A 14438-nucleotide genomic window follows, 5' to 3' on the forward strand; every position below is an offset into this window, starting at 1 on the left:
CTCCTCCATTACTTCTTATTTTGTAAATCGTTTTGAAGCTCATCTATCCTTTCATACGGAAAATCAAGCTGGAGCATTCTCCGCAGGATATGCCGGGTTTCAGGAGTGATATCCAATTCCTCTTCCCAAGGTTTTTCTTTCTCCTCTTTAGCAGAAAAGCCGGAATAAAGCAGGAAAAGAAGAAAGTGCCCTAAGCAATAGAAATCACTTTTGAAAGAGATCTCTCTAAATCTTTTTTTCTTTCTTGATAAACACAATTTCCGTTTATCTCCAATGTTTCTCGCCAGCCCAAAATCGATTATATGAATATCGCGGCCGTCGAGTAAAATATTCGGAATCCGTAAATCCCTGTGAACAATTCCGCGCTCGTGAATGGGGGCTAAAACCGCCGTGATTTTTTTTAACACTGCTATCGACTCGGCCTCCGAATATACAGCGTCCTCATCAAAAATCAATTCTTCGAAGGTCCGCCCATTTTTATATTCCATTGCAAGATAAATATGCCGGTCCACAATAAATTGCTCATACAGCTGAGGGGTCTGGAAATTTCCCATCGAGCTTAGAATAGAAGATTCCATTTCAAAGGAATGATTCGTTTTGCGCCTTCTGTTTCTAGCCTGCTTAATGAGCACAGTCCCGCCATCCTTTATTTGCTGCGCTTTATAGGCGATTCCGTAGCCGCCCTCCCCGGCTTTTGAAATAATTTCATATTTACCATTCAGCACAAACCCTTTACTGAGCTCATTTCCCTTTCCGGTCATCGTCAGCTGCTGTATGAACGGGAGCCGCTTGAGCGGTGCTTTTTCTTATAGTAGTGGTGGCCTTGCTTGGACGGATGCTGGCCGAATTTGCCTCGTTTGTATCCGCTGCTTGAACCGTGCTTATGTTTGTTATTTTTGGATAAAAGAGAATCTAATATTTTTTTTAACATGATCATTCTCCTTTCTATATCCTTAATACGGAGCAGAGTGAACCTAAGTTTCAATTTTATCATACATTATTTCAGGGCGGCGAAGCAGGGCAAGGAGGGAAAAGACATGAATAGATTTGAGAAGCGCTATAAGTTTGATGATGAAGATAAGGAAAACCTGTACAGCATTCTCCATAATCAGCTTAACGCAGATCAAATGCCTCTCATTACCGATGGTGACGAGAGAAAGCTGATCCAGAGAATCAAAAGTGAAACGGCTCTAAACAACAAGTCTAATTTGACACGCACACAAAGTTACCTCGCATTTCATTGCCAATATCCTGAGGTCCATTGGGCGCTGCTTGCCCATCTTGTATCAAGAAACGGCGGATACAGTATGACAGACCTTAAATCTTCCTACATAGGGCCTTTACTTCACCCAAACGAAAAAAACGAATTGTTTCACCTGCTTGAGCTCATTAACGCCGCAATTTTTTTGGATGCTTATCCTCAGCTTCTTTTATATGAAGAAAGCAAAAAGAAGAACAGGAACTTTTTTCATCTCCTGCCCGCTTTTCGCGTCTCTGCTTTTATGAAACCGATCTGGTCCTGGTTTTTGCAAACCGGAAATTCTGCTGTGCTGACTATGGCCCTAATTACAAATGAGCAGTCCATGATTGAGGAAAACATCCTATCAGACCAGACCGCATCCATCTTTACTAATCTAAAATTTTCATTTCAGGAGAAATGGGGATTGACGAATATTCTTTTTCCATATAAAAAACACCATAAGCAAAAGCAAAATTCCGTTGCCGGACTAACAGTTACTGGCTTTCAATCCCTCCCGGAGCGAATCAAAACAGGAAAAAAACTGTATTACCTGCTTTTCCATCACCGGAAAATTCATGAGTCTATTTTAGCTTTCTGCAAATCCTCCGCTCACACAGCTTCGAGGAGCGACTATTGGCCGCATCTGTTTTCAGCTTCACCGGATCCCTTCAAACTGACAAGTCCATATCTCGCCGATGCATGGCCTATCATCCCTGCTCCGGAATGCATAAAGAAAGATTGGTTTGTTAAGCTTGGGAATCCCGACGGATTTGAGCTTCCGGAAACAGAAAAATTACAGGATCTAACGAATAAAGTAATGGCCGATCTTCTTAAACTTGCCCCTATTTCAGCCATAAGCAAAAAACTGTTCCGCTAATCCAACGGGGGCTGCTGCTCATCTTCAAAATTTTCATCAATGATGCATTTGACGAGAAGGTAATCAAACATGATATCAGCTAGGACTTCCAGCTCTTCTGCTCCCGGTATGTAGCCTCTTTTAGTTAATTCCGAATAGAAGAACTCTGCAATTTCCTCCGTATCAATCACTACTTCAATTTCTTTCATTGTCTCGCCCCCTTTCTATTTCATATGAAAAGAAGAGCAAGCTTATGTCAGAATTAGAACAAGATTTTTGGAATAGAGCAGCTTTCCCCTGCATATCTTTTTGACAGGACAAGCCTATGAGGGGGAAAATGGATGAACAGAATATTAGATTGGGCCGATGGTGAACATTTTGATAGAATTCTGATTGCGGGGGTACGCATTTTATTTACAATTGCTGTTGTTGGCTGCCTGCCCTTTATTGGATGGAAAATTGCAGTTTTGCTGCTGAATTCATTATGAGTTAGGCCGGAATCGTTTGAGACTGTCCATTACCATTTGCATCATTTCCTTATACTCTGAATCTCCAAACTGCATATGCAGAAGTTTGTAGTCATTGTATATATCAAGCAGGTCATTAATCAGCTGGCCTGGTTCTCTCTTTTTTTCGGGCTTTTCTAAAGAATATGAAAGCCCGCCGGACTTCGAACCCATGGCCTCTTCCTGCACCTCGCCTTCTGCACCCTCTTTATTGAGCATAAGCATAATTTGATGAAGAGATTTTTCTGCCTCATTGTTGCTCATCACAAGCACCAATTCTTCCTCCGCAGCCTCCAGCCATTCCCCATCAGCCACCCTCATCAATTCATACACCATATCCTCCCAGCCGTCCTCCAGGTATCTCCATATCTCTGTTCTTAATCCCACAATTTTAAATAAATCATTTCCGTACCCGCTTACATGGACGAGGTCCCCGATTGCAAATTGATATTCCACTTCAATCCGTTCAATTTCAAAGATTTTCCCCTCGTATTCTGTATAAAAAGAAAGGGCACTCTCAAAGAAAAGAACATCCCCATGGTTGACCTCATAAAGAAATGACTGGTTCAGCTTATAAACATTTGTAACGGTGCCGACTGTTCCGTATAGAACGATTACAACGACTTCTCCCATTTTATACTTAGGATATTTTGAGGTCATGCCCATTCTCACTCCCGCACTCTGAAAAGTTATGATAGTATATGCGGGTGTTTCGTATTCGCATGGGCAGTTCACACAGGGTCCAACGGTTTCATTTTTTAACTTCCTGTACTTGTATAATTTTTCAAACCGAGCAGCCAAAACAGATAGGCTGCAATCATCGCAGCCGCTGCTGTAACGGGTGCTGCGATGGCTACCGAATCATAGCCTTCTCTATCCAGAAACCATGCGGCCGGCAAAAAGGCAGTGAATCCGTATGGAATGATCCAAGTCAGGAAAAACTGCAGTCCTTTATGATAAATGGTCAACGGGTATTTGGCGAATTCGCTTAGGTTAAAAACCGCCCATAATACCGGCATACTGTCTGTCATCCAAAAAGAAAGGGCAGCAAAAAATAGATTGATGGCTACGAAGATGACACCGCTTGAAACAACCATCACCAGAAGCATGATAATTTCAAGAAAACCCCAGGAAAGGTTTAAATGCGGAATCGCCGTCCCGAGAATAATCCATCCTATAAGCAACTGCCCAAAACCGTCCTGCTGCAGTCTGTCTGCACATACGTGGAAAAAAGGATTAATCGGACGAATCAGCAGTCTGTCCAGCTGACCGGGCTTGATATACTGCCAGCCGAGCGTCCACAAATTATCAAAAAAGATATGATGGATCGCCCTCCCGCTTGCCGCAATACCATATATAAAAAGCAATTCATGAAACGACCATCCGTTTAATTGTTGAATATGTCCAAAAACCACTGCCAGAAAAAATACGCCTGCAAATTGCTGAAGTGCGACAGAAACCATTCCGATCAGAAAATCAATTCTATACTCAAGCATCACTTTTATATGACTTTTAGCAAACAAATAATATAGCTTTGCGTACCTTTTCATTGAAGCCTCCTATCCGCCGAAAATGGTCACTTTTTTAATCGCCTGGTTCCATAAAACTTTAAGCAGAATATACAATGCTGCAGCCCAGGCCGCCTGAACTGCAATCGTCCAGTATACGTCCGTTCCGGTAATCTGTCCTGTGTAAATGGCAACCGGTGAAAACACCATTGCCTGAAACGGCAGAGCAAACGAAATAGATTGAAGCCATGCAGGAAACAGCGTGATAGGAATAAGAGCACCTGAAAAAAACGTGATCACACCTTCCTTTAACACTTGTACCCCCCATATATTCACTGTCCAAAATGCCAGGATTCCGATCAGCATGTCAAAAAAAGTACCAATCCATAATCCAAAAGCGGCACTGGCGAGAAACAGGAGAAATTGTACCAGGCTGCCTGGCGGGTTTATTTGAATGACGAGAAATGCAATAAGTCCCATTGGAATCGTTTCCCTGATAAAAAAAGACGCTTTTTGACCAAAATCCATAAAAATCATTTTAAAAAGATAATCGTAAGGCCTCATTAATTCAACAGCGATTTGCCCCTGCTTAATTTCTCTGGCGAGTTCATTTCCTGCCCCTGAAACAAATCCCTGCACAAACATCGCAACAATGATATATGTAAGCATATCCTTCAAGTTCAGCTGCCCAATCGATGATTGATTTTGATAGACGGCATGCCAGAAATAAAACATAATCAGCAGCTTCAAAATAACTGTGGCCATGCTCGCCCAATACCAAGCGCTGTATGCAGCACTTATTTGCATAGAGGATTTAGCAAACATCCAATACTTTCTCATTTGGGTGCACCTCCTTTAAAGCCCACGGTTATAAATTTCTTCAATAATGGTTTCAATTTTAGGATCCTGAATCGATAAATCGGTAATTTTATTATCTTTTAATACTTCTGCAATGACATCCGATCCTTTTATTTCGTTATTTGAGAAGGATACAATGGCTTTCTTCATTGATTCGTCCTCCTCAAGCCTGCAATCAGCAAGAATACGCAGTGATTCCGGAAGTGCAAACGATTGCAATTGATCCAGCTCAAAATGAATCTCTCTTTTTGCTGAAAAACGCTCTTTGATTTCGTTCAGACCCCCATCATATAAAATCGTTCCTTGATCGATAATGATAATCCGGCTGCAAATCTCCTCAATATCCTGCATATCATGGGTCGTGAGCAGGACGGTCGTCCCCCATTTTTCATTCATATCCCGAATGAATTTCCGGATTTTTACTTTAACGGCTACATCCAATCCGATTGTCGGCTCATCTAGATACACAACTTCAGGACGGTGAATGAAGGCAGCTGCCAGTTCACAGCGCATTTTCTGCCCAAGAGAAAGCTGCCTGACCGGAATTCCAAGCAGGGAATCAAGCTGCAGAACATCTGTAAAAAGCTCCATCGTTTCATTGAATTGCTCTTGCGGAACCTCATAAATCTCTTTTAGCAGTTCGAAAGATTCACGGACCGGAATATCCCAAAAAAGCTGTGTTCGCTGCCCAAATACAGCTCCAATCTGCTTTGCATTTTCTTTTCGTTTAATGTATGGAATAATCCCATTGACCTTTACTTCTCCAGATGATGGAGTCAGTATCCCGGTCAGCATTTTAATGGTTGTGGATTTCCCGGCACCGTTCGCGCCGATATACCCTACCATTTCTCCTTTTTGGATAGAAAAGCTGACACCCTTCACCGCTGTCTTCTTCTCATACTTTCGGTTGAAGAGTGATTTAAAAGCACCTCTTAAGCCTGGATCCCTTTTTACCAATAAATATTCTTTTTCTAAATTTGTTACATGTATCATCTAATCCCTCCGAACACACCTTCTGCTAACGCTTACAAATTATAAGATTAGTTCCTTTTTTTGTAAACGAAAAAAGACCGCAAATTTGCGGTCTAACAACGGATTATTTGGCTGTTTCCAATCTATAAAGGTCCCATGCTTCATCAAAAACCGACATATTCTCCATATATTCTGCACTGAGTTCCAGATAGTCGGAAATCTCATGATAGACATCGGATGATTTTGGAAAACTATGATCCATATAGGCATGGTTTGCAAAGCGGCTGATTTCATCCTTTGGTTTAGGATGCCTGAACTTCATCAGGTAGTGGTAAAAAGACTTCATACATTCTCCCCCGCAAAATTGGCTGATTGGATTTTATTATATCCTGTTCAGAGAGGGAGTCAATCTTTCTGATTTGATGCTAACTGAAGTCAAAGTAGTTTTTCTTTAAAATTTTAGGCTCTGCCATAAGCTGCTTATAGTCAATTGAATCACCCAAATTTGATGTCCGGATGAGAAACAGCTGATTTTCAATTTCCTTCACGACTTTCTCTTCCTGATAGACCATATGGCAGGCGAGGCAATTAACCGATGGAGCATTTGTAATCTCTATTGATCTCGTTCCATCAGGCAATTCCCAGTAAACGGGGAGTTCAGCTGTTTTCGTTTTGTCAGAACCGCACCATTCACACGTCATCGCGTTCACCTTGTAATATAATTTTTTGCTGTTGTGACTGGAATTTTCTCTCCCTTAGTTCATTCCGTTTTTCCCGCTTGTCTTTTAAGGTCTGGTGGGCTGGATTGCTGCTGTATTGGTTCCTTCTTTTTAGTCTGGATAAATCAGCAGGGGTAAGAGTCAGATACGCTTCCTCATGAATTCCCGCTATGCCTGCTATCGATTTTTTCTTATCCATGCTTCCGTAAATAGACTCGAAGTACTCATCTGCCGTTCCTTGTACATAGTTCTCAGGCTCGGGATAAGACGTAATGACCCCTTCAAAATTGCGAAGAACCGTTTTGGAAGGACTTTGAGAAATCAGGTAGTTTGGCTGAAGTGTTATTTTCCCTCCGCCACCCGGGGCATCAACTACAAAGCTTGGCACGGCATATCCGCTCGTATGCCCTCTCAGTCCTTCTATAATTTCAAGACCTTTGGATACAGGTGCTCTAAAGTGCCCGATCCCTTCAGAAAGGTCGCACTGATAAATATAATAGGGCCTTACCCGGATCATCACGAGATCATGCATAAGTTTTTTCATGATTGAAACGCTGTCATTGATACCTTTGAGGATGACTGCCTGATTGCCAACAGGCACCCCTGCATCCACGAGCATTTCACAAGCCTTTTTGGATTCCTCCGTGATTTCGATGCTCGTATTAAAATGTGTATTCAGCCAAACAGGATGATATTTTTTTAAGATTCGGCAAAGATTTTCTGTAATCCGCTGGGGGAAAACAACCGGGGCTCTCGTTCCGATCCGGATGATTTCCACATGCGGAATATCTCTTAAATTTTTTAGAATGTATTCAAGAATGCTATCGTTAATTAATAAGCCATCACCGCCGGAAATCAATACATCCCTTACTTCCTGGGCAGAGGCGATATAAGCAATCGCGTTATCCAGCTGCTTTTTCGGAACGCCCATTCCGATCTGGCCGGAAAATCTCCTTCTTGTACAATACCTGCAATACATAGAGCATTGATTGGTTACAAGAAAGAGAACGCGGTCAGGATACCGGTGAGTAAGGCCTGGTACAGGTGAATCTTCATCTTCATGAAGAGGATCTTCCAGGTCATATTTCGTTTTATTCAGCTCGATTCCGATTGGTACGGACTGCATCCGAATCGGGCATTTAGGGTTATCACGATTCATGAGCCAAGCATAATAAGGCGTAATATTTAAAGGAATGGTTTTTGCTGAAATCCTGACGCCTTCTTCTTCTTCTGGAGTCAGGTTTATAACTTGTTTTAAATCATCTGCCGTACGGATCGTATGGGTGAGCTGCCATAGCCAGTCATTCCACTTTTCTTCCGGGACGTCTTTCCACAGGCTGATATCCTTCCAGTGCCTGTTTGGCACATAGAGCTGCTGAGCCATTGTTTTCCCCCCCACTTGCTTTTATCTGCAATAAATGCAGGATCATGCATAAAGCAGCTTAATCTCTGAGAACTACCTTGATAGATCCTTCCACCATATGTTCATATTTTCAATCGACGAATAGATATAGCAATTATTTGCAAGGCGTCCGCCATATGTGTAGCCGCATTGATATAAGGAGCGGTTCATTCCAAAGGAACTTGCCCGGGAAAGAGAGTATGCTGAATAAATTCCGTTTTTCAAAAGCTTTTCCTCGAGCGCACAAATCAAATGCTGAAGGTGTCCCTGTTTACGATAGGGAGGCAGTGTTCCGCAATCGGTTATTTCCGCATTTAAATGGTTTTCATCCATTTCAGCGGAAGCAGCACTCACGATAACGCCTGCATCTTCAACGAGCATATATACAGAAGACGACCTCATGGATTTTTTTATATAATCAGGGTCTGCAATCGGGACAGGGTAAACGGGGAAAAGCCCTCCGTAAAAAGAAGCAAGCTCTTCTGCATCCACTAAGGCAGCTTCCCTTAAGCCATCCGGCGGCAAGGGGATGCCCCGATTATGCGCCTTATGGAAAACCTCCTCAAGCATCCTGTCTTCATTTATCCATTCATCCGTTTTTCTTCTTGTTTCCGAGAAAAATTTTGAAAAAAACCAGCATGGCTCTCCCCTGAAATAAGAACCTGCGGCACCTTCAGCCTCCATTCCCAGTCCAAGCGCCTGGAAGCAATCCGAAGCCTTTACCTTCCAGATCAGTTTTTTAACAGATTTTTTTCTGCATTCATCAACCAGCTTGTTATATAAAAAGGGAAAATTTCCTGCGTAATCGTCGACTCTGCACCTTTCATTAAATACATCAAATACTGCCGTTGCGTTTCCCTTCAGTCCTGCCTCAATCACTTCTTTCAAAAGAATATCCCCCATTTACCCGGCTTTGGCATTCCATCCCTGCTTCCTCCTAAGGAGAAAAATGAAGGTGCTTCAATTCCCGAAGCCCTTTACAAAAGAACCACCCTTTAAGGCGGCTCAGTTTTCGTACAGAACAGCGTTTATGACTTCAAGACCCTCGATTAATTCTTCATCAGAAATCACAAGCGGACAAAGGAAACGAATGACATTGCCCCATAGTCCGGCGCTCATTAGGATGACACCGCGCTCGTGAATTTTATTAAGGAGATTGACAGTTAGGGGTTTATCAGGTTTCGCGCTCCCTGGTGCCGTTATTTCTATGGCAGCCATTGCTCCAAGTCGTCTTCCTTCTCCTATAAATGGCAATTCTTTAGTCCATTTCAGGTAGTACGATTCAATGATTTCGCCGATCTTTTCCGATCGTTCAAGAAGCTTTTGATCTTTTATCATTTTAATAACCTCTAATGCCGCCCTGCATCCAAGAGGACTGCCTCCATACGTACCTCCGATTTCTCCGACTTCCGCAGCGTCCATCACCTCCGCTCTTCCTGTAACAGCACTAATCGGAAAGCCGGCTGCAATAGATTTGGACATCGTCACAATATCCGGGATGACGCCAAAGTGCTCCATCCCAAACCATTTGCCCGTCCTTCCGAATCCTGTTTGAACCTCATCGGCAATAAAAAGAATTCCGTTCTTTTCACAAATATTATTAACCTGCTGAACAAAATAAGCAGATGGAATGACAAAACCCCCTTCTCCCTGAACAGGCTCCATAATAAAAGCTGCTATATCCTCCGGGGGAACCACCGTCATAAAAAACGTCTCAATCTGCTCGATTGCCTTGGCATCAACTTCTTTTTGGGATTGGCCATCTGAATGAAAGTAATAGGGAAACGGAAGTTTATAAACATCGGGAGGGAAAGGGCCAAAACCATTTTTGTATGGCTTCACCTTGCTCGTAAGACCCATGGCCATGTAGGTTCTTCCATGGAACCCTCTTTCAAAGGAAACCACAGCCCTGCGTCCGGTAGCCCTTCTCGCAATCTTTACCGCGTTTTCGACTGCTTCCGCTCCGCTGTTGAGAAAGAACGTTTTTTTATGGTGGTCTCCCGGTGCAAGACGGTTCAGCTCTTCCGCCAATTCTATATAGGATTCATAAAGCATGACGTGAAAGCTTGGATGAATGAACAAATCAAGCTGCTCCTTTAGCGCGTTTACGACCCCATCCGGGCAATGCCCGGCATTTAATGTCCCAATACCTCCTGCAAAATCCAAATACTTATTCCCTTCCGCATCTGTAACCTGCGCCCCCTTAGCATGAGTGATGAACTTGTTCATCACATGAAAAGGACCTCTTGGCACATGCTGATTTCTTCGTTCCATAAGCTTTGCAGTTGCTGCGCCGGAAGCAGCTTTAAGCGAAATAAATTTTGTCACATTGACTCCCCCTTCGCCGTTCTGCACCATTTTAATGCAAAGAGAGCCATTATCTTCGCAGCCTCCATGACATTTTTGACTGGAATGTACTCATTGGGGTGATGGGCTGTTTCCGTGATGCCGGGTCCAAACACGATCGAGGGGATGCTGCCTGACGCCGAAATCATTCCTGCATCGGTTCCCCACGGTGAAGCCTCCATGACTGGTTCCTCCGCTGTTACTTCCTTATAGCTTTGAATGAGGCAGTCAATGAGCGGGTGATCCGGTTCCAGCTCATTTGGAAGCCATCGCGCCCCATACCATTGCAGCTCTGCAGGATGATTCGCGAACCATGGATCAAACTCAGCGAGCCGCTCTAAATAATCCCGCATCTCATTTTGAACCTCTTCCATTTGTTCATGCGGTGCAACCCCGCACCTTCCTATAAGAATGACACGGTCCGGAACGGAGGATGGCCAGTTGCCTCCGGTTATTTTTCCGATATTGATTGGAATCGGTATCGGGGTGGAAGCATAAAGGGAATCTGTAATCCGGTCATTCCTGACTTTTTCAAGTTCACGAATATGGTTCATGACAATCATCGCCTTCTCGATTGCAGAAACGCCTTTATACCTGGTACCCCCGTGGGCAGATTTACCGTGCACAATCACTTTAAACCACATCGAACCCTGCTGCTTCGGGAAGATTTTCATGTTTGTAGGCTCAGGGATGATGGCTGCATCCCCTCCCCAGCCCCTTAAGATAGCATCCAATGTACCCGCTCCGCCGCTCTCTTCTTCAATCACACTTTGAAAAATAATGTCTCCTTTAAGAGAAGCCTGACAGCTTGCAATGGCTTCCAAGGCCATGAGCATCGAGACATTTCCGCCTTTCATGTCTGATGTCCCTCTTCCATAGACGTTCCCATTCTCAAGCTTCGGAAAGTAAGGTTCCCGATCCCACTGCTCCAGATCCCCTTCAGGCACAACATCTATGTGGCCGTTGAAAATTAGGGATTTTCCGCCTCCGCTGCCTTTCAGGACGGCCGCAATATTGGGGCTTCCTTTAAAATTTGACCTTGTTGAATAAAAGTGCCGGTGCGATTTCAGCTTTTTCCCGCCAGGCTCCCATATATCAATGTCAAGTCCGATCTGCCTGCATTTTTCCAAAACAATTGCCTGGGCAGAGGCTTCGTTTCCCTGGGTGCTTGGCTGTTCCACTAACTTTTGCAGCAATTTAACCGCACGATGCTGATTTCGATCCAGCCACTGGCAAATAGCCAATTGCTCCTGATCCATGCAATCATCCTTCCTACGCTTTTAATTTTGGTGAAATAAGTAAAGAAGCTCCTGTGCTGCAGATGACCTCCTCTACTGAAAATGATCCCATTACTTCCTTTAGCATAAGCCCTGAATCTGTTACATCCAGCACAGCCATTTCCGTAATGATCCGGCTGACGCATTTTTTTGCTGTGATCGGCAAGGAGCATTTCTTCACGATCTTTGGCCGGCCGTACTTGTCTGTATGGCTCATCACAACGAGAACCTTTCTCGCCTTTTGAGCAAGCTCCATCGCCCCGCCCATTCCGGGTACCGTTTTTCCAGGTACGATCCAATTGGAAAGGTCACCGCTTGAGCTTACCTCGAGAGACCCCAGTATGGTCATATCAATGCAGCCGCTGCGGATCATTCCAAATGCCTCTGCAGAATCAAAGTAGGAGATTCCTTTTCCTTCCGTAACCGGAAACCCCGCGGCATTGCAGAGCTCCCACTCCTCTTGCCCGGGCGGAGGCTCAGGACCCATCCCCAAAATTCCGTTTTCCGCCTGAATCATGACCGGAAAGTTTTCAGGCAAAAAATTCGGCACGAGTGAAGGAATGCCAATACCCAAATTGACCACCATTCCTTTTTCCACCTCTTGTGCGGCTCTCCTGGCAATGCTCAGCTTTGTTTCTCTTCCCATACCCATTTCCAATTCACTCCCTTGCTTTGCACAACCGTCTGTATAAACACACCAGGCGTTATGACCTCATCCCCATTCATATCCCCGGCCTTTACCAGTTCCTCCGCTTCAGCAGCCGTAAAGTCAGCCGCCATCGCCATAAGCGGATTCATATTCCGTGCGCTTTTGCAGTAGCTGAGATTACCCCAAGTATCCGCTTTGCCGCAATGCAGGATGGCTGTATCGGCTCGAATGGCCGTTTCCAGGAGATACGATTTCCCTCCTGACTCAATCAGCTGCTTTCCATTTCGCACGTAATCATTCTCTAAACCAATATCCGTTAAGATGCCTCCAAGGCCTGTACCCCCTGCGCGGATTCTTTCGGCAAGTGTTCCCTGCGGCGAAAATTCAACCTCCAGCTTCCCCTCGGTCATAAGCTTTCCGGCAATGGGGTTCGATCCAATATGGGAGGCTGTAAGCTTCCTTGCTCTGCCTGCGGTAATCAACCTGCCTGCACCGATATCGGGAAATCCGGCATCATTGCAAATAATATGGAGATCCCGGACCCCTTTTTCTAAAATGGCTTCAATAAGGAGGGGAGGCGAACCTACTCCTCCAAACCCGCCAATCATGAGAGAGGTTCCGTCTTTCACTGTTTTTATCGCTTCCTCTGCCTGGCTGATCTTACTGTATTCCTCCATCCCTTACGCCTCCTTTTGCCATTGAACAAAATGATTGCACGCTCTTCTGAAGCGCTTAAGCAAATCTGCCGTTTCCTGACTTGTAATGGTGAGCGGCGGAGCAATAATTACAGCATCTCCGTCCCCGCCCTCTTCTCCTGCACTCGCTGGATACAGAATCAGGCGATTCCTGAATGCAAGCTCAACCAATTTGGCCCCCGCTTTCAGCTGCTTAGGAAAAGGAGCCATGTCATCATGATTGTTCAATAATTCAATCCCGATCAAAAGCCCGATTCCCCTCACCTCTCCTATAAAAGGGAAGGATTGCTGCATGCCATTCAGCTGCTCCCGCAGCTGCTGGCCCTGCCTTGCTGCCTGTTCAGCAAGGCTATGCTTATCCATATATTTCAGAACGGCTAAGGCGGCTGCCGCTGACTGAGGATTTCCGCTATACGTATGGCCGCTCATGATTACACGGCTCCCTTCCTGAATAGGCTTCATGACTTTATCGGAGGCAACCGCCGCCGCAATCGGACTGTAGCCGGCACCCAGCCCTTTGCCAAGCACTACGATATCCGGCAGACAATCCCAGTGCTCAATAGCCAGGACCTTCCCGGTTCTTCCCATCCCCGTCATAACTTCATCTGCAATAAACAGGACATCATACCGGTCGCAAATGTCCCGGATCCGTTCATAATAGCCAGGAGGCGGAGTTAAGCAGGCTCCAGCCGCACCAACGATTGGTTCTGCGATAAACGCGGCAATATTTTCCTCTCCCATTCTCTTAATTGAACGCTCCAGATCGTCCGCACACATGAGATTGCAAGAAGGATAGGATTGCTGAAATGGACAGCGGAAACAGTAGGGTGCAGAAACATCCGGATTTGAAGCAAGATGGTCCGTAAATCTCACCCGGCGTTCAGGGTATCCGGAAAGTGACAGGGCTCCCATCGTAATGCCGTGATAGCTCCGCCAGCGTGATAAAACAGCCGTTTTAGACGGCCTCCCCTTTTCCTGCCAATACTGTATCGCCATCTTCATTGCCGTTTCCGCTGCCTCAGACCCGCTGTTTACGAAAAAACTCCAATTTAAATCCCCCGGCAGCAGCTCTGCAAGCTTATCCGCCAGTCCCTCGGCGGCCTTGCTTGTAAAATGGGAACGGTATACAAACGAAACCTTCTTCGCCTGTTCATTCATTGCATCTGTAATCTCTTTTATCCCATGACCAATGCTGCACGTAATCGCACCTGAAGATCCATCCAGATAGTCCTTGCCATCCGCACCATATAAAAAAATGCCCCTCCCAAATGCAATTTCCGGCAGCTGTTCATCTAAAAGAGGCTTAATCAGGTAGCTTCTCTTCACCCTTCATCCCTCCCGATCGCCAAACCTTCTATTTATACATTGTATGTGTGAATTCAGCCGTTTATATCAGAATGCTAGGCGGAT

The 14438-nt window shown here is 44.8% G+C and carries 18 protein-coding genes; 2 read left to right on the forward strand and 16 right to left on the reverse strand.

What is annotated here, in order from left to right; all coding sequences use genetic code 11:
• Positions 1–8: 8 nt before the first annotated feature.
• Complete coding sequence (locus J9317_RS10915) at positions 9–761, reverse strand: serine/threonine protein kinase (RefSeq protein ID WP_211558517.1); 753 nt, start codon at positions 759–761, stop codon at positions 9–11.
• Between the two features lie 2 nt (positions 762–763).
• On the reverse strand, positions 764–931 hold the full coding sequence (locus tag J9317_RS10920) for a hypothetical protein (protein WP_211558519.1): 168 nt from the start codon (positions 929–931) through the stop codon (positions 764–766).
• A gap of 106 nt (positions 932–1037) precedes the next feature.
• On the opposite strand from J9317_RS10920, the gene J9317_RS10925 reads away from it, so the two are divergent.
• Positions 1038–2117 carry a DUF2515 family protein gene (locus tag J9317_RS10925; RefSeq protein ID WP_211558521.1) on the forward strand — a complete coding sequence of 360 codons (1080 nt, stop codon included), beginning with the start codon at positions 1038–1040 and terminating at the stop codon, positions 2115–2117.
• Here the strand turns inward: J9317_RS10925 and J9317_RS10930 are convergent.
• Positions 2114–2305, reverse strand: a complete 192-nt coding sequence (locus tag J9317_RS10930; RefSeq protein ID WP_211558523.1) for a YozD family protein — start codon at positions 2303–2305, stop codon at positions 2114–2116. The genes J9317_RS10925 and J9317_RS10930 overlap by 4 nt on opposite strands.
• 132 nt (positions 2306–2437) lie before the next feature.
• On the opposite strand from J9317_RS10930, the gene J9317_RS10935 reads away from it, so the two are divergent.
• Positions 2438–2584, forward strand: coding sequence for a hypothetical protein (locus J9317_RS10935; RefSeq protein WP_211558525.1), 147 nt, complete (start codon positions 2438–2440; stop codon positions 2582–2584).
• Here the strand turns inward: J9317_RS10935 and J9317_RS10940 are convergent.
• The 13 genes from J9317_RS10940 to J9317_RS11000 all read right to left on the reverse strand — a co-directional run bounded on the left by J9317_RS10940 (position 2579) and on the right by J9317_RS11000 (position 14354).
• Positions 2579–3262: a hypothetical protein gene (locus J9317_RS10940; RefSeq protein WP_211558527.1), complete on the reverse strand. Its 684-nt coding sequence runs from the start codon at positions 3260–3262 to the stop codon at positions 2579–2581. The genes J9317_RS10935 and J9317_RS10940 overlap by 6 nt on opposite strands.
• 98 nt (positions 3263–3360) lie before the next feature.
• A complete protein-coding gene (locus J9317_RS10945; protein ID WP_211558529.1) occupies positions 3361–4152 on the reverse strand; it encodes an ABC transporter permease in 792 nt (263 codons plus the stop codon).
• 9 nt (positions 4153–4161) lie between these two features.
• Positions 4162–4950, reverse strand: a complete 789-nt coding sequence (locus tag J9317_RS10950; RefSeq protein WP_211558531.1) for an ABC transporter permease — start codon at positions 4948–4950, stop codon at positions 4162–4164.
• 15 nt (positions 4951–4965) lie between these two features.
• Entirely contained in the window at positions 4966–5961 is a 996-nt protein-coding gene (locus J9317_RS10955; protein WP_211558533.1) for an ABC transporter ATP-binding protein, read from the reverse strand.
• A gap of 103 nt (positions 5962–6064) precedes the next feature.
• A complete protein-coding gene (locus J9317_RS10960; protein ID WP_211558535.1) occupies positions 6065–6286 on the reverse strand; it encodes a YozE family protein in 222 nt (73 codons plus the stop codon).
• 79 nt (positions 6287–6365) lie between these two features.
• Complete coding sequence (locus tag J9317_RS10965) at positions 6366–6641, reverse strand: YokU family protein (RefSeq protein ID WP_211558537.1); 276 nt, start codon at positions 6639–6641, stop codon at positions 6366–6368.
• Entirely contained in the window at positions 6631–8043 is a 1413-nt protein-coding gene (gene kamA / locus J9317_RS10970; RefSeq protein ID WP_211558539.1) for a lysine 2,3-aminomutase, read from the reverse strand. The genes J9317_RS10965 and kamA overlap by 11 nt, the downstream gene beginning before the upstream one ends.
• 72 nt (positions 8044–8115) lie before the next feature.
• Positions 8116–8940 (reverse strand): putative beta-lysine N-acetyltransferase, encoded by an 825-nt coding sequence (gene ablB, locus J9317_RS10975; protein WP_347880556.1) that lies wholly within the window; start codon positions 8938–8940, stop codon positions 8116–8118.
• 126 nt (positions 8941–9066) lie between these two features.
• On the reverse strand, positions 9067–10419 hold the full coding sequence (gene gabT / locus J9317_RS10980; protein WP_211558543.1) for a 4-aminobutyrate--2-oxoglutarate transaminase: 1353 nt from the start codon (positions 10417–10419) through the stop codon (positions 9067–9069).
• Positions 10386–11666: a peptidase gene (locus J9317_RS10985; protein WP_211558545.1), complete on the reverse strand. Its 1281-nt coding sequence runs from the start codon at positions 11664–11666 to the stop codon at positions 10386–10388. The genes gabT and J9317_RS10985 overlap by 34 nt, the downstream gene beginning before the upstream one ends.
• 13 nt (positions 11667–11679) lie before the next feature.
• Positions 11680–12336, reverse strand: a complete 657-nt coding sequence (locus J9317_RS10990) for a 3-oxoacid CoA-transferase subunit B (protein ID WP_211558547.1) — start codon at positions 12334–12336, stop codon at positions 11680–11682.
• Complete coding sequence (locus J9317_RS10995; RefSeq protein WP_211558549.1) at positions 12309–13010, reverse strand: CoA transferase subunit A; 702 nt, start codon at positions 13008–13010, stop codon at positions 12309–12311. Before J9317_RS10995 ends, J9317_RS10990 begins: the two co-directional genes overlap by 28 nt.
• A 3-nt stretch (positions 13011–13013) precedes the next feature.
• Positions 13014–14354, reverse strand: a complete 1341-nt coding sequence (locus tag J9317_RS11000; protein WP_211558551.1) for an aspartate aminotransferase family protein — start codon at positions 14352–14354, stop codon at positions 13014–13016.
• Positions 14355–14438 lie beyond the last annotated feature (84 nt).

It is taken from the genome of Metabacillus flavus (assembly GCF_018283675.1).
In the GTDB taxonomy this organism is placed as follows: Bacteria; Bacillota; Bacilli; order Bacillales; family Bacillaceae; genus Metabacillus_B; species Metabacillus_B flavus.